Source organism: Albidovulum denitrificans, assembly GCF_002973535.1.
Taxonomy (GTDB): domain Bacteria; phylum Pseudomonadota; class Alphaproteobacteria; order Rhodobacterales; family Rhodobacteraceae; genus Albidovulum; species Albidovulum denitrificans.
The window spans coordinates 124,865-146,100 of sequence record NZ_PVEP01000009.1 but is presented as its reverse complement, the minus strand read 5'-3'; the positions used below and the strand labels follow the sequence as shown (position 1 = coordinate 146,100).

Annotated in this window: 27 protein-coding genes; 11 read left to right on the top strand and 16 right to left on the bottom strand. The window is 64.3% G+C overall.

Translation table 11 applies throughout. The features are described from left to right. Positions 1–24: 24 nt before the first annotated feature. Entirely contained in the window at positions 25–300 is a 276-nt protein-coding gene (locus LX70_RS17095) for a hypothetical protein (protein WP_035714143.1), read from the bottom strand. An 89-nt stretch (positions 301–389) separates the two neighbouring features. After that, positions 390–1,055, bottom strand: a complete 666-nt coding sequence (locus LX70_RS17090; protein WP_035714072.1) for a L,D-transpeptidase — start codon at positions 1,053–1,055, stop codon at positions 390–392. 301 nt (positions 1,056–1,356) lie between these two features. Here LX70_RS17090 and lnt point away from each other — a divergent pair, with 301 nt between their 5' ends. The 6 genes from lnt to LX70_RS17060 all read left to right on the top strand — a co-directional run bounded on the left by lnt (position 1,357) and on the right by LX70_RS17060 (position 6,496). After that, positions 1,357–2,922 carry an apolipoprotein N-acyltransferase gene (gene lnt, locus LX70_RS17085; RefSeq protein ID WP_241699904.1) on the top strand — a complete coding sequence of 522 codons (1,566 nt, stop codon included), beginning with the start codon at positions 1,357–1,359 and terminating at the stop codon, positions 2,920–2,922. Positions 2,923–3,194: 272 nt separating this feature from the next. Then, on the top strand, positions 3,195–3,785 hold the full coding sequence (locus LX70_RS17080) for an SCO family protein (protein ID WP_105516000.1): 591 nt from the start codon (positions 3,195–3,197) through the stop codon (positions 3,783–3,785). A gap of 3 nt (positions 3,786–3,788) precedes the next feature. Further along, positions 3,789–4,262: a copper chaperone PCu(A)C gene (locus LX70_RS17075; RefSeq protein ID WP_105515999.1), complete on the top strand. Its 474-nt coding sequence runs from the start codon at positions 3,789–3,791 to the stop codon at positions 4,260–4,262. A gap of 38 nt (positions 4,263–4,300) precedes the next feature. Then, positions 4,301–4,843 (top strand): SCO family protein, encoded by a 543-nt coding sequence (locus LX70_RS17070; RefSeq protein WP_170076242.1) that lies wholly within the window; start codon positions 4,301–4,303, stop codon positions 4,841–4,843. A gap of 16 nt (positions 4,844–4,859) precedes the next feature. After that, entirely contained in the window at positions 4,860–6,023 is a 1,164-nt protein-coding gene (locus tag LX70_RS17065; RefSeq protein WP_051911392.1) for a M23 family metallopeptidase, read from the top strand. Then, positions 6,020–6,496: a DUF411 domain-containing protein gene (locus LX70_RS17060; RefSeq protein ID WP_035714060.1), complete on the top strand. Its 477-nt coding sequence runs from the start codon at positions 6,020–6,022 to the stop codon at positions 6,494–6,496. The genes LX70_RS17065 and LX70_RS17060 overlap by 4 nt, the downstream gene beginning before the upstream one ends. 62 nt (positions 6,497–6,558) lie before the next feature. Here LX70_RS17060 and LX70_RS17055 read toward each other — a convergent pair whose 3' ends face one another. The 3 genes from LX70_RS17055 to LX70_RS17045 form a co-directional block, all read right to left on the bottom strand. Beyond that, positions 6,559–7,080, bottom strand: a complete 522-nt coding sequence (locus LX70_RS17055; protein ID WP_088217531.1) for a TlpA family protein disulfide reductase — start codon at positions 7,078–7,080, stop codon at positions 6,559–6,561. Positions 7,081–7,141: 61 nt separating this feature from the next. After that, on the bottom strand, positions 7,142–8,617 hold the full coding sequence (locus LX70_RS17050) for a multicopper oxidase family protein (RefSeq protein WP_105515997.1): 1,476 nt from the start codon (positions 8,615–8,617) through the stop codon (positions 7,142–7,144). Between the two features lie 66 nt (positions 8,618–8,683). After that, positions 8,684–9,040: a hypothetical protein gene (locus LX70_RS17045; protein ID WP_105515996.1), complete on the bottom strand. Its 357-nt coding sequence runs from the start codon at positions 9,038–9,040 to the stop codon at positions 8,684–8,686. Between the two features lie 189 nt (positions 9,041–9,229). On the opposite strand from LX70_RS17045, the gene LX70_RS17040 reads away from it, so the two are divergent. Beyond that, entirely contained in the window at positions 9,230–9,841 is a 612-nt protein-coding gene (locus LX70_RS17040; RefSeq protein WP_105515995.1) for a hypothetical protein, read from the top strand. 98 nt (positions 9,842–9,939) lie between these two features. After that, positions 9,940–10,407 carry a DUF411 domain-containing protein gene (locus tag LX70_RS17035; RefSeq protein WP_105515994.1) on the top strand — a complete coding sequence of 156 codons (468 nt, stop codon included), beginning with the start codon at positions 9,940–9,942 and terminating at the stop codon, positions 10,405–10,407. 62 nt (positions 10,408–10,469) lie between these two features. On the opposite strand, the gene LX70_RS17030 is transcribed toward LX70_RS17035, so the two are convergent. The 11 genes from LX70_RS17030 to LX70_RS16980 all read right to left on the bottom strand — a co-directional run bounded on the left by LX70_RS17030 (position 10,470) and on the right by LX70_RS16980 (position 18,740). Beyond that, positions 10,470–11,057: a hypothetical protein gene (locus LX70_RS17030; protein ID WP_105515993.1), complete on the bottom strand. Its 588-nt coding sequence runs from the start codon at positions 11,055–11,057 to the stop codon at positions 10,470–10,472. 65 nt (positions 11,058–11,122) lie between these two features. Further along, positions 11,123–11,848, bottom strand: a complete 726-nt coding sequence (locus tag LX70_RS17025; RefSeq protein WP_105515992.1) for a DsbA family protein — start codon at positions 11,846–11,848, stop codon at positions 11,123–11,125. Between the two features lie 104 nt (positions 11,849–11,952). After that, positions 11,953–12,429, bottom strand: a complete 477-nt coding sequence (locus LX70_RS17020) for a c-type cytochrome (RefSeq protein ID WP_165053279.1) — start codon at positions 12,427–12,429, stop codon at positions 11,953–11,955. Then, a complete protein-coding gene (gene mrdA / locus LX70_RS17015) occupies positions 12,426–14,378 on the bottom strand; it encodes a penicillin-binding protein 2 (RefSeq protein WP_105515991.1) in 1,953 nt (650 codons plus the stop codon). Before mrdA ends, LX70_RS17020 begins: the two co-directional genes overlap by 4 nt. After that, positions 14,365–15,078, bottom strand: a complete 714-nt coding sequence (locus tag LX70_RS17010) for a ferric reductase-like transmembrane domain-containing protein (protein WP_170076241.1) — start codon at positions 15,076–15,078, stop codon at positions 14,365–14,367. The genes mrdA and LX70_RS17010 overlap by 14 nt, the downstream gene beginning before the upstream one ends. A gap of 26 nt (positions 15,079–15,104) precedes the next feature. Beyond that, positions 15,105–15,596, bottom strand: coding sequence for a hypothetical protein (locus tag LX70_RS17005; RefSeq protein ID WP_105515990.1), 492 nt, complete (start codon positions 15,594–15,596; stop codon positions 15,105–15,107). Continuing rightward, positions 15,586–16,002 (bottom strand): FixH family protein, encoded by a 417-nt coding sequence (locus tag LX70_RS17000; RefSeq protein ID WP_105515989.1) that lies wholly within the window; start codon positions 16,000–16,002, stop codon positions 15,586–15,588. Before LX70_RS17000 ends, LX70_RS17005 begins: the two co-directional genes overlap by 11 nt. 1 nt (position 16,003) lies before the next feature. Then, positions 16,004–16,987, bottom strand: coding sequence for a c-type cytochrome (locus LX70_RS16995; protein ID WP_245885119.1), 984 nt, complete (start codon positions 16,985–16,987; stop codon positions 16,004–16,006). 2 nt (positions 16,988–16,989) lie between these two features. Beyond that, entirely contained in the window at positions 16,990–17,634 is a 645-nt protein-coding gene (locus LX70_RS16990) for a c-type cytochrome (protein WP_105515988.1), read from the bottom strand. A gap of 166 nt (positions 17,635–17,800) precedes the next feature. Continuing rightward, positions 17,801–18,175 (bottom strand): hypothetical protein, encoded by a 375-nt coding sequence (locus LX70_RS16985; protein WP_146111643.1) that lies wholly within the window; start codon positions 18,173–18,175, stop codon positions 17,801–17,803. Positions 18,176–18,179: 4 nt separating this feature from the next. Beyond that, a complete protein-coding gene (locus LX70_RS16980) occupies positions 18,180–18,740 on the bottom strand; it encodes a L,D-transpeptidase (protein WP_035714037.1) in 561 nt (186 codons plus the stop codon). A gap of 521 nt (positions 18,741–19,261) precedes the next feature. Here LX70_RS16980 and LX70_RS16975 point away from each other — a divergent pair. The 3 genes from LX70_RS16975 to LX70_RS16965 all read left to right on the top strand — a co-directional run bounded on the left by LX70_RS16975 (position 19,262) and on the right by LX70_RS16965 (position 21,231). After that, entirely contained in the window at positions 19,262–19,825 is a 564-nt protein-coding gene (locus tag LX70_RS16975; protein WP_105515986.1) for a L,D-transpeptidase, read from the top strand. Beyond that, positions 19,822–20,409 (top strand): thioredoxin domain-containing protein, encoded by a 588-nt coding sequence (locus LX70_RS20535; protein ID WP_146111642.1) that lies wholly within the window; start codon positions 19,822–19,824, stop codon positions 20,407–20,409. Before LX70_RS16975 ends, LX70_RS20535 begins: the two co-directional genes overlap by 4 nt. A 342-nt stretch (positions 20,410–20,751) precedes the next feature. Next, positions 20,752–21,231, top strand: a complete 480-nt coding sequence (locus LX70_RS16965) for a hypothetical protein (RefSeq protein ID WP_051911383.1) — start codon at positions 20,752–20,754, stop codon at positions 21,229–21,231. The last annotated feature ends 5 nt before the right edge of the window (positions 21,232–21,236 follow it).

Sequence of the window (21,236 nt, the reverse complement as noted above, 5' to 3'; positions counted from 1 at the left end):
GGCAACTGACCATTTTTCGCGCGCTCAGCCGGTTGTGGCAGGACGGTTTTCCGTAGCGGTGCAGATCGGACGACCTTCCGCCGTACGGAGCGGCAGCATGGTCGTCTCAACCGGGCCGACGTGCTCGTACCAGTAGCAGCCGTCCTCGGGCTGCAAGACCACTGCGCGCAGGTTCTGGTAGGGTGCGGCGATGGCCATCACGCCCTCGGGCAGCTCCTGCAGGAAGCGCGACGGCTCGTCGCCGATCCCTCCGACCGGTGCCACACAGGCTGAGAGCATCATCAAGGCGATCGCCAGCACCGCGGATCGCCCAGCACCGACCGTGCGGGGGAAACGCCCTGCCTTCGGAGTTCGCGAACTGAATTCCTTGCTCTTACCCGCAATCATGTTCAGGCCGTCAGCTCCACGTTGCCTTCTTCGGCCGGATACAGATGTGCCGTCACTCCGGTCTGAACCTGGTCGTAGAGATCGATGATGTGCGGCATAACCATGCGCACACAGCCGGAACTGGCCCGGCTGCCGATGGACCGCGGAAATGGCGTGCCGTGGATGCGCAGATAGGTGTCACGGCTACCGAGGAACAAGTAGAGCGCCCGCGACCCGAGCGCATTGCCAGGACCGGGATCCATGCCGTCGGCATACTGCGCGTAGGTCTCGGGTTCGCGCTCGATCATCTGTGGTGTGGGAGTCCACCTTGGCCACTTGGCCTTGCGGCCAATCGTATAGATGCCCGGCTCGTAGAGCCCGGACCGCCCGATGGCGACGCCATAGCGCATCGCAGTGCCGTCAGGCTGGATGTGGTAGAGATAGCGCGCGATCGCATCGACATGGATGTCGCCTGGCGTCAGCCCGGCGCGAGCCTCGACGCGGACCGGAAGCAGCCGCGGATGCAGGCCCCATGGATTGGTCGTAGCCGCAACATAGCCCGGGGGTGTCACCTGCGCATCCCAGGCTGCCCACTGGCCCTGAAGATCAGAGGCCGCGAAAGCCGGGGTCACAAGTGGCGCGGAGAAGAGAGCGGAAGTCATCTTCAGGAAATGCCGTCGGGTCGACATGTTGTCTGCTTTCAGCTCAATTGAGGGCAGCGAGGTTTGCCGCGCACGACAAACACGGAATTGGACGTGAGAATGGCCTCCCATGTCCATTCAAGTCTGCGTGAAGGAGTCGGTACAAGGAGAATAGATGGCGACAGACGTATGTCAGAATGCTGGTCCCTTTGCAAAGGAGCTCGCTGGTCGCAAGGAATGCGCCACGATGGGGGCAGATCTGACAAGAGCGTGAACGCAAGAAACAGCCATTGCACCTCTACCCACTTGAGCACTTATCGTCTTCGCTCACGTTCGGGGGGCACGGCTGTTGATCGACCTTGATGGACCCTTGTTCGTCGGATCGGAAGGACCGCGCGTAGCGATCTGGCTACCAATTGGATTGATCTCTGGTGCCGTCTTTGTCTTGGCGCTGCCCCCCTTCTCGCTCCTGCCCTTCGCGTTACTGTCCTTCGCGGCTCTTTCACTGCTGCTGCGCGCGGCAACTGGCACATCTTCCATGCTCATTGGTTTTGCGTTCGGTCTTGGCCAGTTTGTGCCGGGGCTGTTCTGGATCACCGAGAGCTTTCAGGTCGAGGCCGACCGCTTCGGCGGACTGGCGCTGCCCGCCGTCCTAGGTCTTGCTGCGGTTCTCTCGGTTTTCCCCGCGCTGTCCTGCGCCTTGGCGGCGCAGCTGGCGCGAGCGGGCCTGCCGCCTGCCCTGTCGCTTGCCACCGCCTGGACAATCGCTGAATGGCTACGTGGTCATGTGCTCACAGGTTTTCCCTGGAATCTTGCCGCCTATGCACTGGCCGACTGGACCATTCTTGCCCAAGCGGCCTCGGTCTTGGGCAGCTACGGACTGGGGTTCGTCCTCGTCCTGGCAGCGGCCAGCATCGGACATGCGATGGGCGGCCCGGCGCGGGAAAGCCGTCGGGCATATCTTGGGGTGGCTGCAGCAACGATGTTGGCCTTGGCCATGTTCGGATACCTTCGCGTTGCGCTTCTGTCGGCGGACACCGGCCAAGGACGGGAGGTTCGCATCGTCCAGCCGAACATCCCACAGAGCGCGAAGTGGGACCCGGCTGCGCGCAACGCCAACATCGCGCGGCTCCTGTTCCTCTCGGCCCGGCCCGGTGCGTTCGACCTGCTCTTGTGGCCAGAAACTGCTTGGCCAGGGTTTCTTGCCGAAGATCCGGGGGCAAGAGCGGTGATCGGCTGGCTTCTGCCGGATCGCGCCGTGCTCTTGACCGGCAGCCCGGAGCGGGAACTCGCCGGTACAGACGCAGTCTATCACAACGCGGTCCTTGCCATCGGATCGGACGGCGGCGTCCTGGCTCGCTATGCGAAGCATCACCTCGTCCCCTTCGGCGAATATGTGCCCTGGCGCGGGCTTCTGCCGTTCCCGCGGATCGTTCAGTCACTTGGCGACTTCTCGCCCGGCCCCGGACCCGCGACTCTTGCTTTCGGCCCTTTCCCGTTTCCCGGCGTTGCGATCTGCTATGAGATCATCTTCCCCGGGCATGTGGTCGATGACGCGATACGGCCCGACTGGATCTTCAACGCGACCAACGACGCCTGGTTCGGCACTTCGATCGGACCATGGCAGCACTTCGCCTCGGCGCGGATGCGTGCGGTCGAAGAAGGCTTGCCGCTGGTTCGCGCGGCTAACACCGGAATCTCGGCGGTGGTCGACCCGTTCGGGCGCGTCACGGCTTTTCTCGAGCTCGGCGAACAGGGAATCATCGACGCACGTCTGCCGAGGCCGCTTCGCGCAACCCTCTATGCCCGTTTCGGGGACTGGATGCCGCTGGCAATGCTGGTCGCAAGCTGGACCGGATATGGCCTGCTCCGGCGGACCAGGCCCACGAGCTCACAGAAAAGGGGCGTCGCATGATTGGACCCGTCTTCGCCCTCGCGGGCTTCGTCTGGGGGGTGCTTGTCGCCCGAAGGCGCGGAGGCAAGCGGCTCGACTGTCTGCAGTACGGAGTCGGCTATGGGATTGCCTTCGGCCTCGTCGGTGTGCTTATCGGTATCGCGCTGGCGCGTTTTCTGGTCCCGCATGGATAGGCGAAAGCCCGCCTGCCGGATGTGGACGGGATGGTTGCGACTTGAACCTCTAGTTGCTCAAGGTTCTAGACCGCCTACTACAAAGCTTGGGACTTCTGAATGCGCCTTCGGAATCTGCAAATCATCCTCTGGACCGCAGCCATTGTGGCGACCGTGGCGTTCTTCGCGCTGCGCTGGTCATCTGCCGGGATGCAAGACGTTGCGGACGCGGCCTTTTCCCCGTCCTTCTCGCTTGCGGACAGCGAGGGGACGCAGCGGACATCGGAAGAGTTTCGTGGCAAGTTCCTGCTGGTCTTCTTCGGCTTCACCAATTGCCCGGACGTGTGCCCCACCACCCTATCCGAGGTCGCGCAGGTGATGGACGATCTCGGGCCAGATGCGGCGAAGGTGCAGCCCATCTTCGTTTCCATCGACCCGGTGCGGGACCGGCGGCTCGGCCTTCGGGAGTATACCGAGGCGTTTCACCCGGCGATCCTCGGGCTTGCGGGCACTGATGCGGACACGGAGGCTGCGGCCGAGAGCTTCAAGATCTACTTCGCCCGTGAGGCCGACGCAGCGGTCGCGGACGGCTACACCATGTCGCACAGTCCCGGCCTGTTCCTGATCGGCCCTGACGGCGTATGGCTGAGGCAGTTCGCCTACGGCACGCCAGCCGCCGAAATCCTTTCCGACCTCAGATCGAGATTCTGACAAATGAAATCATTGTTCCTTTCCACGGCCCTGCTCCTCGCCGCCCCTGCCGCCTTCGCCTGCGGGACGTTTACGGTCGGCGACCTCACCATAGAACACGCCTGGTCCAAGGCGACCATTGGCGCGGATCGCCCGGCGGTGTTCTATGTCGAGATCACGAACGGAGGTAGCACAGACGACGCCCTTATCGGCATCACGACGCCGGCCGCGACCATGCCGATGCTTCACGAGACCGTCGTCACCGACGGCATCGCTTCAATGCCGCACGCGATGTCGATCCCGGTTCCGGTGGGCGAGACCGTGGCGCTGTCCCCCGGCGCCTACCACGGCATGCTGATGGGTCTGGCCACAGCGCTGAAGGAGGGTGACCGGTTCCCCGTCACCCTGACCTTCGAGAATGCGGGCGACGTGACGGTCGATGCCGACGTGCTGTCCCTGCGCGCGGAGGGTCCGGATTGCAGCGACGCCGGGCAGTGATCCTAGGCCTGGGGGCCACAGGCGCGGCTGTCGCCTTCATGCTGGGGGTTGGCGCGTGGCGGACACGTGACCGGCAGCGCGGGAACGCCTTGTTGCCCCTGCCTGTCGGTGACATGGACTGGGATCTCACTGACCACCGCGGACAACCCGTCAGGCCTTTGGACTGGGTCGGTCGCCCGGTCATGGCCTTCTTCGGCTTCACTTGGTGCCCGGATGTCTGTCCGACGACACTAAACGACATCTCGCTCTGGCTTGAGGAACTGGGGCCCGACGCCGACCGGCTGGTCGTGGCCCTGATCACGGTCGACCCCGACCGCGATACGCCGGAGGCCCTCGCCGACTACGTGAGCAACTTCGATCCGCGCATCATCGGGTTGACAGGGTCCGCCGAACAGGTCGAGAAAGCTGCCGCCGATTTCCGGGTGAAATACGCGCGCGTGCCGCGGGACGATGGTGACTACACGATGGACCACACCGCCGGTGTGTTCCTGTTCCACCCGGACGGACGCTTTGCCAGCATCATCGACTTCCACGAGGACCGGCGCTTTGCCGTTCCGAAGATCCGCCGAACCCTCAGTTGAAAGGTCATTCTGCCAGATGATCCGCTCTGCCCTCATAGTCCTTGCCGCCGCCTCCCTCGTGCCGTTGCAGGCTGCAGCCGACACGCCGACCGCGCATCTTCCCGCCGTGTTCGAAGCGACGATTGCCTCCGGCGACACGCTCGACAGTGTGCTCGGTCATGCGGGTGTCCCTGCCGGGATCCGGGCAGAGGCCGCCTTGGCTCTCGCGGGGGTTTACGACCTCACCGACCTGCGGCCAGGCCATCGCATCGAGTGGACGGCCACATCGGGCGATCCGGCGAGCCTGACACGCATGTCGCTCTTCGTGGAAGATGGCGTCGAGATTGTGCTGACCTTCGACGGCCCCGTTGGAGCCGCGCGGCTTGATCCGCCAATCCGTGAAACGGACCGGCGGGAAACGCTTGTGCTTGACGGCACGCTTTACGAAGCCCTCGTTGCGCGCAACGCGCCGGAACGCTTCGCCGTGGACCTGACTGCGCTCCTCGCGGGCCAGGTCGACTTCCGGCGCGACTTGCAGGGCGGCGAAACTTTTGCACTGGTCTGGCAGGAAGACCAGCTTCCTGACGGCAGCATCGCGGGCGAGCCACGGCTGAACTATGCGCGACTGGAACTTGCAGACCGGGTACTTGAACTCGTCGCCACGGATGCAGCAGGTCCCGTCATCGTGTTCGAGGACGGGGAAGCCGTGCAGCGGTCCGCCGCGCCGATCCTCGGTGCCCGGCTGTCTTCCGTCTTCGGGCGACGCAACCACCCTGTTCTTGGGGGCGTGCGGATGCATACCGGGATCGACTATGCCGCTCCGGTCGGAACCGAAGTCTCGGCCACCGGCGCAGGGCGCGTCGTCTTTGCCGGTACGATCCGGGGCTATGGCCTGACCATCGACATCGACCACGGCGGCGGGGTTGTGACACGCTATGCCCATCTGTCCGAGATTGCCGAAGATGTGCGGGAAGGCACGCGGGTCAAGGCCGGTGACAGCATCGGTGCCGTTGGCGCGACGGGCCTCGTCAGCGGCCCGAACCTGCACTACGAGGTGCGCGTTGACGGTCGGCCGGTCGATCCGACGGACCGCGAAGCACTGCCGGAACGCGAGATTGCTTCGGCGCAGGATCTTGATGCGCTGGCGACCTGGCGCCGCGAGACGGGCTTTGCAGCTTTGGTTGAAGGGGATCAGGGATGAGCGGACACCACATCGGACGCCGCAACCTGATGCTTGCGGCAGCGGCGGGCGTCGCGCTCCAAGGGCGTGCCGCCTGGTCGCAAGCGGAACCACCGATCCATGTCGTCAAGGGACGCGGCTGTGAATGCTGCGAAGCCTGGGTCGATTACCTGCGCGCGCAAGGCTTCACCGTGACGGACGAAGTGTCGATGGGAACGCTGCTGATCCGCTTCAAGATGGACCAAGGCGTCCCGGCGAAGGCCTTCTCCTGCCATACGGGTGTGGTCGACGGCTATGCGCTTGAAGGCCATGTTCCTGCTGCAGACATCCGGCGGCTGCTGGCCGAACGCCCCGATGCGGTCGGACTTGCGGTGCCCGACATGCCCTACGGCTCGCCCGGGATGGGGTCCGAGGACAGCCGCGATGCCTACGACGTGCTGCTGATCCGGCGCGATGGAGAACTGGAGATTTTCACCAGCTATCCTGCGGCCTGAAATCACATCCGCCCGGGGTCCGATCTTTGGCAGACGGTCTTCGACCAACACCGACTTATCCCTCAGAGGGCACCGACGATCTGGTCAACGGCGTCCTCACTGTCCCATGCGTACGGACCTTGAAGGCGTCCGATCTCCCGGGTCTGCCGGTCGATCAGAAGGGTTGTCGGCAGGCCGATGAAGGCAAGGGCTAGCTGAACCCGAAGGGCTTCGGCCCAATAGAGCGGCAGATCGACGATGCCGATCTCGTCGTAGAAGCGTCGCCCCCTGCCGATCCCCGCGTCGTCGATGCACAGCGGCAGCACCGCGAAATCCGCACCGCCCAGCCGGGACTGGAGCCGGTCAAGTGTCGGCATTTCTTCCCTGCAGGGCGGGCACCAGGTCGCCCAGATGTTCAAGAGCATCACCCGGCCGGCGAAGTCGTCGAGTTTCCGCGTAGTGCCAGCTTCGTCAAGGATCGGCGGAGACAGCAGCGGTTGCGGATCCTTGAGCAGCCGGAAGGGTGGGCGAGCCTCGGCAGACCCTGCAAGGAAGGGCGCGGCGAGTGCACCAAGGACGGCACGGCGGCCGATAAGTGTTGGCATGGGTCCGCTCTCTCCGGGAAAGGGCCCGGACCCGCATACAGGCTGCGGGTCCGGGCGTGCGTCAGGCCGACACCGCGAACTCGGTCATCATGCCGGTCGAGAGATGCGGCATGTGGTGGCAGTGCAGCATCCACCGCGCCACCTCGCCCGCGTCCACCGCAACCGTCACCATGCCCATCGGCGGCACATGCACCGTGTCGCGCACCGCCCCCGCGATCCGGTCCATGCCGATACCCACCACCTGGAAGGCGTGGCCGTGCAGGTGCATCGGATGCGCCATCATCGACATGTTGTGAAACATGATCTCGACCCGGTCGCCGGTCTTCGCCGTGACGGGAACGTGGGTGCCCCAGGTCTGCCCGTTGATCGTCCAAATATAGGGCATCATTGAGCCGCCCAACATCAGCATCGGCTGCGAGGCTGGCGCGCGTTCGGGCAACGGGGTGACGGCGCGCAGGGCGGCCTCCTGCGCCAGATCGCCGCTGAAGGCGGGATGGTCGGCCTCCGACATCTCGGCGATCCTGGTCACCGCCGCGCCCGGCGTGGCAAGGATGACACCCGTCCTTTCCTTGGCACCTTCGCGCAGGGCAAGGATCGGGAAGGCCCCGCCATCACTCGGCACATCCAGTTCGACGTCCAGCCGCTGGCCCATTGCGACGCCAAAGCGGCTGCCGGGCAGGGGCTGCACTGGCTCGCCATCGACCGCTACCAGCCGCCCCGGCAGGATGCCGGTATCGATCCAGAAAACCGTCGCCGCCGCAGCGTTGATGATACGGACAAGGACCCGCCCGCCCTTGTCGATCTGAACCACTTCGGGGTCGTCCAGTGTGCGGTCGTTGGCGAGATAGGCGTCGAAGTTGTAGTCGTTCAGGTCCATCGCCATGCCGTCCATGCCCGGTATCGCCATCATGTCCCCCTGACCCATCGCACCCATGTCCATTCCGGAATGGTCCATGCCGCCCTGCCCCATCTGGCCGTGGTCCATTCCGGCCATGGATGCACCGCCGGTGATCTCTGCCAGGACCTCGGCGGGCGGTTTGAACGCGAAGTCGTGCAGGAACAGCGTCACCTCCTGCCGGTCGGCAGCAACGTCCTCGGGACGCCGCACGACCAGAGGTGCTGCAAGCAGCATCATCTCATGCGCCGGGATGTGGGCATGCATCCAGTGCGTGCCCGGTCGCGCCGCGAAATCGTAGGCCCGGGTTTCGCCGGGTTGAAGGACCGGCATCGGCAGGTCGGGGACGCCGTCCTGCGCGTTCGGCGGAATCTGCCCGTGCCAGTGGATGATCGTCGCCTCGCCAAGCGTGTTGGTCAGATCGACGGCGAAAGCCTGGCCAGGATCGAGGACAAGGCCGGACCGGCCAGCGCCGTCCAGAAGCCCCCAGACGGTTGCGGCCCTCCCCCGCACGTCGATCGTGCGGGTGGCGGCGGTCAGCGACATTCGGCCGGACTGGGCCCGGACCCGTGCGGGAAGCATCAGTGAAGCAGCCGTGGCCGCAGAAGCGGCCAGAAAGCCGCGGCGAGAAAGTAGCGACATGCGAGTTCTCCTGTATCGCGTCGTGAATTGGACAAACGGTCTCCGGCGAATGCCGGAACCGCAGGCTCAGATCACGGCGACCTTGGGAGGCGGTCCTGGAGGCGGAATGGCCAGCGAGGTGGGAAGGGTGTCGACGTTAGCCTCCACATCGGAGGACCGCGCGACAGTTTCCGCTACCCGATCCGGCGCAGGAAAGGCCGCTGTGGCGAACATGCAGTGTTGCTGACAGAGCAACTGTTGGGTCACGTCGTCCGCACCGCCCATCCCGGGCATCTGCGCAAGATGACCGGCCATGGCCATCATCTGTGCATGGTCGTCCTGGGACTGCTGCCGTCTTTCGCCCAGTGCCAGTACGGGCAGGATCGCCGCGAGCATATAGGCGGCGAGGATCAGGACACGCATGCGAAACGACGACAAAGCCATGATTTATGTATCTATCAGGATTGGCTGCTCCCGTCACCTGACAGTTCGGTGTCCCTGATCGGCACCCGGCCTCGAATGTCTGCGGCATCAATGCCGCGTTTCCAAATCCTCCGTCGCACTGTCGCAGAGTTTACTGGTATCCATCGCAATTGCGCGGAACCTGCAAAAAAAACGCGGGACAGCGACTCGATGAAAAAGCTTCTCCTCGCCCTTGCGGCAATCCTTGGCCTGGCGTCCTGCGGCGCCGAGCCGATCTGGGCACCCGATGAGGCCGTGGCCGCCGCGCGCTACGAACATCCCGGCCCGACCTCGGTCACGCTCTACACGGTACTCTCGACACGCAGCGGAGCGGGTGCTCATGCGGGCCTGCTGATCAACGGATCGCAGCGCGTGCTGTTCGATCCGGCTGGCACCTGGCGGCATCCCCGGCTGCCCGAACGCAACGACGTACACTACGGGATCACCCCGAAGATGGTGGATTTCTACATCGACTACCACGCCCGCGAGACCTACGACGTGGTTGAACAGACCGTCGAGGTTTCGCCCGAGGTCGCGGCACTGATCATGCAGCGGGCGATGGCCTATGGCGCGGTGCCGAAGGCGAACTGCACCATCGCGCTGTCGCGGGTGCTCGACGGCGTGCCCGGTTTTGAAAGTCTGCCGATGACCTGGTATCCGAAGCGGATGATGCAGGCGTTTGCCGAGTTGCCTGGCGTCGCCACACGGACAATCACCGACGATGACGCCGACGAGAACCATGGCGTTCTGCTGGTCCAGGCCGGGGATCCGCGGCTAGAGTAGCATTTCAGTGATCGGTGGCCGGGTTCACCAGACTTTGCTCGCGAATTCATGCGCCCGGAGCTATGGTTGCAGAAGAGTCTCATTGAAAGGCCGACATCATGACATTGTCCCGGCGCACGGTTCTCGCCGCTGTTCCTTGGCTGACCGCAATTGCGGCAACCCCGGCCCTTGCCGGGGGTGACGAAAGCATCCACGTCGTCAAGGATCCAGGCTGCCCTTGCTGCAACGGGTGGATCGGACATCTACGCGACAGCGGCTTTCGCGTGACCTTCGAGGAACGCAGCATCGAGGAGCTTGAGGCGTTCAAGCGCGAGCGCGGCATTCCCGAGACCCTCGCCTCATGCCACACCGCCACCATCGGCGACTACACGGTCGAGGGGCATGTGCCCGCTGCCGACATCCGGCGGCTTTTGGCTGAACGCCCTGCTGCCGTCGGCCTCTCCGTTCCCAGAATGCCCTACGGGTCGCCGGGCATGGGCCCCGAGACCGAGCGCGAGGCCTATGACGTCATCCTCGTCGGCACGGACGGCAGCGGCAGTGTCTTCACGAGCTACGCCGCAGCCTGATCTCGATCAGCCGGTTGAGGTCTGTCCAGTGCCAATGACGCCTGGCACTGTTGGTGCTTTGGTCACCAGGGCAGACCGGAGGCGGTTGATCGCCAGCCGTCTTCCAGCGCGTCTTGCGGGACCACACCGTCCAGAGGTCTGATCGCGACGTCGAGCCTGCGAGCCGCATGATACCCCGTTGCCGCCATCACACCAGGCGTCGCGCCATAAGCGACCCGATAGCGCGACACGAAACTGTCGGTTCCGTCGTCACTGTCCCACCCGTCCGGCGGAACGGCCTGCTGCAAGACCGTAGTTGCCGACCGATACGCACGCGCGGCATCGCTGGCCAAAGGTTCGGGGCCAAGGACAATCACGACATCGGTCGGCTCGTCGGGCGTGCCGAACAGGCCTTCGACCAGCCCGGCTGCATCTCGTGGAAGCGGCAAGATCTGCACATCAACCCCGCCGAGATGCCCGTCGGACGTTTCGTTGGCGTGCCCGTCCCGTTCGTCCGCTGCCAGCAGGAAACCGCGGACGGCCTCTGCAAGGTTTTCCTCGACGTTCTCGCCGACGACCAGAAGGCTCACGGTGAACGAATGCGCCCAAGCAAACCCTGCAAGGCCGATCCACACCGCGGCCACGAGGACGGATTTTCCGATCCTGCCCAAGACCGTCACTCTGACCGGGAAGGGCCGCCAAAGAAGGATAACAGGAAGGCGTGGGATACGGGCACTCATTCGACAGCCCGTGCCGCTGACACCGCTTCGGCAAGCTGCGCCTTCTCGACGAAACCGGGGATCAGCTGGTCGCCTACCACAAAAGACGGCGTGCCGTTGAAGCCGAGCGCCTCGGCCAGTCGCATAGACGTGGCGATATGCTCCTCGACCTCGGGCGATTGCATGTCGGCCTTGAGCTGCTCGACATCGAGCCCGACCTCGCCCGCGATCCGCAGCACCGACTGTTCCTCCAACTTGGCGCGTGCGCCCATCAACGCATTGTGCAATTCGGCATACTTGCCCTGCTTCCGCGCGGCCAAAGCGGCCCGCGCCGCGATCGCTGACCCTTCGCTGAGTATGGGCCACTCCCGAAGCACAAGACGGATGTTTCCGTCTTCGGCCAGCAGGGCGTCGATTTCAGGCATCGCGCGTTTGCAGTAGGGACAGTTGTAATCGAAGAACTCCACCACCGTCACGTCGCCTTCCGGGTTGCCGAGGACCGGCGCGTTGGGGTCGCGCTCCAGCAGGGTGCGCTCGTCAGCCAGGGTCGCGGCGGCAGCGGCGGCCTGGGCCTCTGCTTGGCGTGCCTCCAGCGTCTGAAGCGACTCGAGCACAAGCTCCGGGTTCTCGCGCAAGGTTTCGACGACCAGTTCCCTGATCCGGTCCTCGGTAATCTCCTGCGCCGGGGAAAGGCCGGGAGCGAAGACGAGAGTGATGGCAAGCAGGCTTGACGTGACGCGCATGAGAAGTGCCTTGTGTGACGGATAAAGAGTTTCAGGCGGTCTGCACCCTCTAGTTCCTAGAGAGGCAAGCGGAAATCGGGAGGTCGGCGGACCTGCTTGCGGCTTCAAGGCGAACCTGCTTCCAACTGGCTACGTTCAGCCTGCGCGGCGCGGATGCGGTCGGGCCAGGTTGACCGGATATAGGCGAGGACGGCTTCGATGTCGTCTTCGGTCAGCTCGTCGCCAAACCCAGGCATGCCGGAGGTGAAGTCGACCCCCATATCGTCCAGCACCGCCTGCCCCCCGCGGCGGATGTAGTCCCGCAGCATCGCGTCCCCATGATGCCAGGTGTGGCCGGTTTCGTCGTGGGGCGGCGCGGGATAGGTGCCGTCCTCCCTCGCCGACTGCCAGTCCGGCTGCCCTTCCAGATTGGCACCGTGGCAGGAGGCGCATCTGGCCGCGTAAATGGCACGCCCACCTTCGATGTCGGGCGTGTCGTGAAAAAACGCACGGGCTGGAACCGACGAAAGTACAAAGGGGGTTGCGGCGACGGCGACTCCGAGAACGCTAAGGGAGCACGCCCTTCTGAGCCAGTGCATCATGTCCGGCTCACCGTAGCCGTCGTGCCGTCCGGCGGCAGGATGCGTTCGGACAAGAGAGCCAGGTCCTCCCGCACGCGCGCCCTCTGCGATGTCGGATAGGCGTCCTCGGGGGGCAAGCCGCCATGCTGCGCAAACAGCATGATGTCGCGCGCAATTGGCGCGGCGGCCGTTGACCCGCCGCCACCGTGCTCCACCACGACCGTGACGGCAAAGCGGGGCGCATCATACGGTGCGAAGGCCACGAACAGCCCGTGATCTCGACGGTTCCACGGCAGCTCGTCCTGCGAACGGACGCCTGCGGCCCGCTCAGCTGCGGTGATAGAGAAGACCTGGCTCGTTCCAGTCTTGCCCGCCATCGCCTGCGCCGGATCGGCGATGCGCGAGGCATAGGCCGTCCCGCGCTCGTGGTTCGAGACCTCGAACATGCCCTGTCGCACGATGGCCAGTGCTTCGGCCGACAGACCGAGTGGGGCCGGATCAGGATTGTCTTGGTCCTGCCCGCCAAACGGCCGCACCAGACGCGGCAGAACGGCGGTCCCCGACGCCAGTCGCGCCGTCATGGTAGCAAGCTGGATCGGCGAGGCGAGCGTGAAGCCCTGGCCGATTGAGGCATTGATGGTGTCCCCTATCAGCCAGTCCTGCCCATACCTTTCCTGCTTCCAAGCGCGCGACGGGTTGTTGCCATGCGCCATGCCGGACAGCGGAAGGTCGTACTTCTGGCCAAGCCCCAGCCGGTCGTTCATCGCGAAGATACCGTCGATGCCGATGCGCTGCGCGACCTCATAGAAGTATACGTCGCAGGACTCGCGCAGCGCGCCGACCATGTTCACTCGGCCATGACCACCGCGCTTCCAGCAGTGGAACCTGCGGCCGGAGATCTCGACATAGCCATTGCAGGCGACAGTCTCTTCCGGGTCCATCAGCCCGGTTTCCAGCGCGGCCAGCGCATTCGACATCTTGATCGTCGATCCCGGCGGATAGGCCCCCTGCACCGTCTTGTCGGAGAGCGGGCGGAATTCGCTGTCGCGGAGCGCGCCGTAGTCGCGGCTGGAAATCCCGCGGACGAAGAGGTTCGGATCGAAGGACGGCGCCGAGGTGCAGCCAAGAAGATCGCCGCTCGTCACGTCCATCACGATCGCGGCGGCACTTTGCCCTTCAAGGCGGACGCGCATGAAGTTCTGAAGGTGGTGGTCGAGGGTGACCTGCATGTCGGGGCCCGAGGTAGCAGGGTCGAGCGCCAGCTCGCGCATCGTGCGACCGGAGACATTGACCTCAACCCGCTGGGTTCCCGGCAGGCCGCGCAGGGCGCGTTCATGGCTGCGCTCGACCCCGGTCTTCCCGATTTCAAAATCGGGAAGGCGGAGCAGTGGCTCATTGTCGGCAGCCTCGTTTTCCAGATCGTTGTCGCTGACCGGTCCCACATAGCCGACCTGATGGGCGAAATCGGGCCCGAAAGGATAAACACGGGACAGGACCATCTCGGGGTGAACGCCCGGAAGCACGGGGGAGTTCAAGGCCACGATGGAAAGCTCGTCCCAGGTGACCCGGTCCTTTACCGTAATCGGAACGAAGGCCCGCACACGGGCCGTCTGCTCGCGGACCTTGGTCAGTGTTTCCTCGTCTAAACCAAGGAGTAGACGCAGCTTCTCGAGGACATCTTCGACATCCCGTGCTTCCTCCCGCACGAGCGTGATGCGGTAGGCCTGTTCGTTGTCCGCAATAATCTTTCCGGCCCGGTCAAAGATGCGCCCCCTGTCGGGACGTACCAGCCGCAGGCTGATCCGGTTCTCTTCGGCCAGCAGGTAGTATTGTTCGGCATCACGGACGCCCAGTTGCCACATCCGAAAGCCCAGAACGCTGACCACCGAGGACATCGCCCCACCCAGCAGGAGGGACCGCCGGGTCGTCTTCTTTGCCGCATGCGCGAGTTCGCGTTCAGACCGACGCACGGCTTGCCTCCTCTCCCGGCAGTTCGGACGCGGCCTTGGCGCGGATGGTCTTCAGGTAGGCCGCCGCGCGCAGACCAAGGACCAGAACCACAAGTCCGACGAACCAGGGCTGAAGCGGGTTCGGCGGTGGCGTTGCCCGGTGGAAGCTCAGGAAATGCATGAAGAGGAAGTAGGCGACATGGGCGACGGTCAGCCACCACATCGGCAGGACGCCCATCTGCAAGAACTTCCAGCCTGACAGTCCCAGACGCCGCATCGCAAAATCGCTCGACGTGGCGGCAAGCAGCACCGCGAGGACGAGGGCCGCGATCCCGATGGCATTGGCAAGTCCGAAACCATGCTGGAACATGACATAGACCAAGAGGTCGGGATGCCATTCGAACCCGAAAAGCCGCATCAGATCCCATTCGACCCAGCCGACGAGGACGATCGCCGCGTGGACGATCACCAGAAGGCAAGCATAGATTCCCATCTCACGGCGGAACGGCAGCAGCGGAACCGATGCGCGCAGAAAGCGGGTCAGCGGCCCCAACCCCATCGACAGCGCGATCAGCACCAGCGAGGCATCCCCGAAGGCGCGGTTCCAGCGATGCATCGGGCTGAACTGCGCGTGAACCGCCGCAAAGCCCAGCACGAGCCCCATCGCAAGAATGGCCACGAGCGTGTGCCGGACCAGCGTTTTCCGGGCCAGCCCACGCATCGCTGACCGCAAACCAGTTGACGCTGTCACTGCGGGCCTCCCGTCATGGGAGTTTCAACGCCGCCGACAATGTGAAGGTCAGATCGGGACTCGCGAAACGCGCGCCAGGTGCGAAAGGCAGCATAGCCCATGACGATGACCCCGGCTGCCGCGAGCCAGGGCCGGACGGGATCGAACCATGCAAGCAGCGCCGGACCACCGAAGATCAGCATCAGCACCTTGTTGCAGGTCGGACAGGCGATCCCGAGGAAGCTCGCAAGACCGCCTGCCCCGGATGTCCGCAGCCGGCATCGGGGAACCCAAAGCGCGACCGTCACTCCGGCCAAGAGTGCCGTCAGGACAGTGGCCCCGAACTCCCACGGACCAACCGCAGTCATGCGGACGAACAGGGGGTTCGCCCAGACTGCCGTCACCGTCCCGAGGACAGCGAACATCGCGATGCCGACGGCGATGCCGCGAAACCCCCGGTGCAGGGTATCATCGTGCCTTGCCTGTTGTGTCGGTCCGTCACTGTGCATCAAATTCAACCTCTGCGCGATCCTCGCCAAAGCCAACACTGACCACCCACCGTCCAGCCATTGGCAACTTGAGATTTGCTCGCCAGACCCCGGCCTCGACTAACTGAAGCGGCGGATCAAAGCCGTCCATATGCATCTCCATCATCGCGAAGTTCACGTCCGGCCGCATAGCGGCAGATTCGATGGCATCGGCATCCGGCGTGAACTGGATATCGAGACGGACGTCCCGGTTTCCGAGCGCATAGACCTGGACGTCGATCCGACCATCCGGAAGGACTTCCGACACTTCGGCCGTCGGCTCGCTCTGATCCGCAACGGTGTCTCGCGGATCGAGCGTGCGCACCGTAGTCCAGATGAACGCGCCCACAAGGGCAAAGACGCCCAGAGCAAGCGCCACTGCGAGCACTCTAGTTCTCATTGCCCATCTCCATTTGCGAGTGGTCCAACCCCGCCATCGGAGTCTCCGTGACAGGACGAGCGGGTTCCGGGATGTCCCCGCTGCCGTCGGGGTCGAGCAGGTAGGTCGCGATGGCCTCGCGGTCGGCGTCGGTCAGGTACGAGGTGCCCTCGGCCACGACCTCGGCCATGCTGCCGCCAAAGGCATCCCCGTTGGGCAACAGGCCCGTCTGCAGCGCATAGGCCAGATTCGCGACCGTCCAGCCGCCTTCGAGGAGATCGGCTGTCAGGATCGACGGTGCCTTGCTGCCGCCAGGAAGACTGTCGTTTCCGGCGAACCGGGCGGAGTCGTCCAGGCCGCCTGCAAGCGTTCGGCCGGTATGACATGCCGCACAATGGGCCGCGCCTTCAACCAGCAAACGCCCGCGATTCCACGGCGACGATGTGCCCATCAGCGCATCCGTCTCCGGCGCGTCGAGGTAGGCAGCGCGCCAGAGCTTCAGGCCCGAGCGGAAGCTGAACGGAAATCCCACATCATGCGCGGGGGCAGCATCCGCAACCGGCGGAACGGTGCGGAACGCCTCCCACAGGTCGGCGATCTCTTGATCGGTGAAGCCTGCGTAGAAGGAATAGGTGAAGACCGGATAGTAGGGGTCACCCTCCGGCGAGACTCCCTGGCGGACAGCCTTGGCGAAATCCTGAATGGTCCAGCCGCCGATCCCGGCAGTAGGATGCGGAGTGATGTTCGGGGGCACGAAGATGCCGAAGGGCGTGTCGAGCGGCGCTCCTCCGGCGAGCGCCAGTCCCTTGGCAGCCGCGTTGGTGTGACAGGACACGCAGCCGCTGGCGCGGGCCAGATAGGCGCCGCGTTCTGCATCCCCGGGCGGGAACGCGGCGGGCTCGGGCGCGCCTACAGGCCATAGCGCCAGTACCCCGGCACCGAACCCGGCGACAACGACCGGGACAATGACCGAAAAGCGGATCAAGCCCCGCATCGTCAGTTCCGACCGGCGCGAAATTGCGAATGGCAGGACGAACAGGTAGCGCTGATCCGGGTGAAGAGGTCGTCTGCCGCCAGCGTCGTCAGATCAGACGCCAGCGTCGCCGGGTCCGACGTGCCGCGCGCAACCTGGACCTCCGGGGGCCTTTCGCCGTAGCCCATCAATTCCGCTATCGTGAAGCCCTCATCTCCCTGTGGTGCCGGGGTCATGGCCATCGCCGAGTGATCCATCCCGGCCATATCTCCGGGCGGCGGCAGCGCCGGCTCAAGACCGTTCGGAGCTGCCACGGCGAGCGCGTCAGCGTAAGTCTTCAATTCCTCGGCAAGTGCTGCGAAGTCCTGCCAGTCGGACCAGATCTCCGGCCTGGCGTAGGTAACCCCTTCGAGGCTGCCTTCCGGGAACAGCGACAGCATCGTCTCGCCCGCGTGACCGGCAATGACGCTCGCACCCTCTGACACGATGAATGTGTCGTAGGGGACCGTGCCCTGCATCATCGGTGCCAGCTCAGCCACCGTGTCCCGCATCGCCGTCATTCCGTTCATCCGTTCCAGGACGACACCCGTCGCCCCGTTATGTGCCAGCGCCACTGCCGCGACTGCGGAAGCGGCAAGCGCCAAAGCGCCTGTCCATTGTGGTTTCATCTGCCTGACTGCCCTTGGTTTCTTGTTGTTGACCGATCCCGCGACCCGCCCTTCCGGCGGATCGTGAGGCTTGCACAACTGTCTGGTGTCAGGCTGACAGAGATTGAACTGTCGACAGAGCTGCGGAGAGCCTATCGAACCGTCAGACGCACGTCCGGCCTGACTGTCAGATACGGGTTCGGGGGGGAGGCAGGGTCACAGACGGGCCGCCGAAGCGGCGTTGCGACTGCGTCAGGTCCGGTCGCAGAGTGATCACGATTGACAACGACAGTGCTGTGACCGGCCCCTCGGGCAGCACGAAAACAGTACAGGCGAGGCCCGGGTGGCATGCAGGTGCCTGCGCGGTCTCTTGCCCTAAGTTGCTCGCGATCTCGATTGAAGTCTCGGGATGATGATCTTCGACCGAGCCCGCCTCCGCAGCCTGTCCGAGAACCAGGCCAAGCGTCAGGACCAAGGACAATAGCCACATCGATACGAACCGCAACAATCTGTGCGAAAACATGTCTTTGAGTGCGTTCGGTGAGGTCGAAGAACGTTTCATCTAGCTAGATCAGCTTCACTTGCGTCCCGACCGGCGTCCGGTCGAAAACTTCCTCGATATGTTCGTTGTAGAGCCCGATGCAGCCGTTCGACGAGCGGCGGCCGATCTTGCGCGTGTCGTGTGTACCATGGATGCGGTAGTATTGCCACGACAGGTAAAGGGCACGGGTGCCGAGCGGGTTGGTCGGGTCGCCGCCAGGCACGAACGCCGGCCATTCCGGGTTGCGTTCCCGCATCGACGGTGTCGGCGCCCAGCTCGGGTTCACCCGTTTCTCGACGACCTCGGTATAGCCCCGGCGGGTCAGCTCGTCCGATAGCGGGACCGAGCTTGGGTAGAGATACATCTGACCGTCGCTCGTCCAATGCTGGAGGACCTTGGCTGTCGTGTCGGAGATGATGATCCCGACCCCCAGAGCATCGAAGTGATCCCTCCACTCGTGGGTGCGGAAAGCCGAGATGTTGTTGCGGACCGGGCCCTGCGTGTCTTCCGACGCGATGGCGGCGCGACCGGTCACGAAAGGCGCGGCAAGTGCTCCGGCAACAAAAAGCCGTCGAGTGAATCGCATGTTCTGCTCCTTTTTGCAGAAGGCTTGCTTCCTTCCAACGTGGGAAGGTCAAACGGCTTTGCATCGCGGCCGGGTCACAAACAGGTGAATGCGTTGCGTTTTCGCCAATCCTGCAAGGAATTTAACCCCTCACTCCGATGTGATCAGTAGGTGCTTACGTGAGAGGGGCTATGCTCCTGCCATGCGATTGATCACCGCTCTTCTGTGCAGCTTCTTCCTGCTCGCCATCCTTTTCGGACTGGCGCATTCAGAACGATCGCCGCACGGAACGCATGCTGACGCACTTCACGCCCAGCCCCTGATACAGGATGCGCTCTGCGGCGAGGGGTCAGGACACGGGACGTGTCATCTTGTTTTCCCCGGCGAGCCATTGCTTGTCACTCTGATGGCGGTGGCCGGATCGTCGCATTTCGAGATCACGCCGGTCATGGGCTCCAGCCGCAGTTTGGACCCCCATACCCCTCCGCCGCGACGCGTCTCCTGAACGAACCCGATCCTTCTCGTTCCTCTCAGGAGACAGCATGATTTCCCGACGCTTCCTCATTGGCGGGGCCGCACTTGCAGCGCTGTCCTCGCCCACCATCCTTCGGGCCCATACCGCAGAGCCATTCGTGCTGGCCGACGAGTTCCAGCCGCGCGAGGTGCGCGTCCGCGAGCAGCACGCGCCCGGACAGATCCTCGTGTTCCCGCGAAGCTTCTTTCTCTACCATGTCTTCGACACCGAGCGTGCGATCCGTTACGGAGTCGGTGTCGGCAAGGCCGGACTTGCCTTCAGGGGGTCCGCGATCATCGAGCGCAAGGCCGAATGGCCTGCTTGGCGTCCGACGAACGACATGATCCGCCGCAATCCTGACCGTTATGCCCAGTTCGCCGATGGTGTCCCAGGCGGGCCGAACAACCCCCTTGGGGCGCGCGCGCTCTACCTTTACCGGGAAGGGCGCGATACCTACTACCGTATCCATGGCACGACCGAGCCGTGGTCCATCGGCCAGTCCGTGTTGAACGGTTGTATCCGGATGCTAAACGAGCATGTGATCCAGCTCTACGAACAGGTGCCGGTTGGAACACCGGTGACTGTGGTGTGAACGTGAGACGCCGCGACTTTCTTGTCTTCGGCGGGATCGTTGCCCTTATCTATGGTCTGCGTGCCCTTCCCTGGGACCGGCTCCCGGGCCGAGGGCCGCGCTATGCCGACATTGCGGATCTGCCGCCGTTTCGCCGCCATGAAGGGAGTGGCCAAACGTCCGGAGCAACGCCGGCATTCATTGGCCTCGATCCGCCGTCAGAAGATGCAGACCAGCGCCTCGCGCGTGCTGAAGTTGTGCGGGTCGACCCCTGCCCTGCCCTCTTTGGCACCGACGGGACACCGGGAGTCGTGCCGATTGCCTATTTCAGCGAGTTCCGCTGCCCCTACTGCCGGGCGCTGGAGCGGGACCTCGACACATTGCTGGCCGAATTTCCTGCCTCCTTCCGCCTTGTCCAACATGAACTCCCCATCTTCGGACCTCCCTCCGAGCTTGCCGCGCGCGCTTCGGTCGCGGCTGCACGGCAAGGCAAGCAGCGAACCCGCTACACCCCCACCGGACGCAAGCCCCCCGGCCCCAAGGGCTGGGCCGAGAAACGTGCCGACCGACGCGCGGCCGAAGCGGCAGCTCACGCGGCCGAATGAGCCTGACCGCAGGACCGGTCAGGCCTGCGATATCGGGGGTCTCCGTCCTGCCCGGTCCTGCTCCGACAACTCCAAACGACAGTTCTACTTTGCAGAGCAGACGACGAATAAACTTGGTGACAACACCGGGCTTGGTGGTGGGACGGACCGTCCTGAACGGCGCGATCCCCTATGCGCTGCTGCGCCGGATTGCAGAGGACGAAGCATCCATGCCGGACCCGGTCTGCTGAGGTCATGAACACGCCGTCGCACATGCTGATCGGGGCTGCCGTCTGCACGCGGCCACTAGCACCGGCAACCTTGATCGCAGCGCTCGCAGGAGGGCTAGCCCCGGACCTGCCGATGTTTGCGATGGTGCTCTGGGCGACCCGGGTTGTTGGCGTGCCAGAACATGAGGTCTTCAGCACGCTTTTCTTCTCAGAGACCTGGCAGTCGGTCTTTGCGATTGACCACAGCTTCTTTTTCTGGGGAGGGCTGCTCGGGTTGGCTGTCTGGCGCAGACAGATCATCCTGCGCGCCTTTGCGGGTGCCGGTCTCCTGCATGCCCTTGCGGATTTCCTGACCCATCACGATGACGCCCGCCGCCAATTCTGGCCCGTCTCGGACTGGGTGTTCCGCAGTCCGGTCAGCTATTGGGACGCGCGGTTCTACGGCAATGTTTTCGGGTTGTTCGAGGTCGCCTTGGTCGTGACGCTGGCCGCCTTCCTGTGTTGGCGGCTGGCGCGATGGCGGGAGCGTCTGCTGGTCCTTGTCGTCGCCGCGCCGGTCCTGCTTCCAGTTCTGATGACCGGCAGCCTGCATGGGCTGCATGGTATGGGATAAGCGCG

Bases quoted from the DNA above. Each gene is read 5' to 3' on its own strand.
- LX70_RS17090 (WP_035714072.1), bottom strand. From the start codon at position 1,055: ATGTCGACCCGACGGCATTTCCTGAAGATGACTTCCGCTCTCTTCTCC.
- LX70_RS17080 (WP_105516000.1), top strand. From the start codon at position 3,195: ATGCGCCTTCGGAATCTGCAAATCATCCTCTGGACCGCAGCCATTGTG.
- LX70_RS17075 (WP_105515999.1), top strand. From the start codon at position 3,789: ATGAAATCATTGTTCCTTTCCACGGCCCTGCTCCTCGCCGCCCCTGCC.
- LX70_RS17070 (WP_170076242.1), top strand. From the start codon at position 4,301: ATGCTGGGGGTTGGCGCGTGGCGGACACGTGACCGGCAGCGCGGGAAC.
- LX70_RS17065 (WP_051911392.1), top strand. From the start codon at position 4,860: ATGATCCGCTCTGCCCTCATAGTCCTTGCCGCCGCCTCCCTCGTGCCG.
- LX70_RS17060 (WP_035714060.1), top strand. From the start codon at position 6,020: ATGAGCGGACACCACATCGGACGCCGCAACCTGATGCTTGCGGCAGCG.
- LX70_RS17055 (WP_088217531.1), bottom strand. From the start codon at position 7,080: ATGCCAACACTTATCGGCCGCCGTGCCGTCCTTGGTGCACTCGCCGCG.
- LX70_RS17050 (WP_105515997.1), bottom strand. From the start codon at position 8,617: ATGTCGCTACTTTCTCGCCGCGGCTTTCTGGCCGCTTCTGCGGCCACG.
- LX70_RS17045 (WP_105515996.1), bottom strand. From the start codon at position 9,040: ATGGCTTTGTCGTCGTTTCGCATGCGTGTCCTGATCCTCGCCGCCTAT.
- LX70_RS17040 (WP_105515995.1), top strand. From the start codon at position 9,230: ATGAAAAAGCTTCTCCTCGCCCTTGCGGCAATCCTTGGCCTGGCGTCC.
- LX70_RS17035 (WP_105515994.1), top strand. From the start codon at position 9,940: ATGACATTGTCCCGGCGCACGGTTCTCGCCGCTGTTCCTTGGCTGACC.
- LX70_RS17025 (WP_105515992.1), bottom strand. From the start codon at position 11,848: ATGCGCGTCACGTCAAGCCTGCTTGCCATCACTCTCGTCTTCGCTCCC.
- LX70_RS17020 (WP_165053279.1), bottom strand. From the start codon at position 12,429: ATGATGCACTGGCTCAGAAGGGCGTGCTCCCTTAGCGTTCTCGGAGTC.
- LX70_RS17010 (WP_170076241.1), bottom strand. From the start codon at position 15,078: ATGCGTGGGCTGGCCCGGAAAACGCTGGTCCGGCACACGCTCGTGGCC.
- LX70_RS17005 (WP_105515990.1), bottom strand. From the start codon at position 15,596: ATGCACAGTGACGGACCGACACAACAGGCAAGGCACGATGATACCCTG.
- LX70_RS16995 (WP_245885119.1), bottom strand. From the start codon at position 16,987: ATGCGGGGCTTGATCCGCTTTTCGGTCATTGTCCCGGTCGTTGTCGCC.
- LX70_RS16990 (WP_105515988.1), bottom strand. From the start codon at position 17,634: ATGAAACCACAATGGACAGGCGCTTTGGCGCTTGCCGCTTCCGCAGTC.
- LX70_RS16985 (WP_146111643.1), bottom strand. From the start codon at position 18,175: ATGAAACGTTCTTCGACCTCACCGAACGCACTCAAAGACATGTTTTCG.
- LX70_RS16980 (WP_035714037.1), bottom strand. From the start codon at position 18,740: ATGCGATTCACTCGACGGCTTTTTGTTGCCGGAGCACTTGCCGCGCCT.
- LX70_RS16975 (WP_105515986.1), top strand. From the start codon at position 19,262: ATGATTTCCCGACGCTTCCTCATTGGCGGGGCCGCACTTGCAGCGCTG.
- LX70_RS16965 (WP_051911383.1), top strand. From the start codon at position 20,752: ATGTTTGCGATGGTGCTCTGGGCGACCCGGGTTGTTGGCGTGCCAGAA.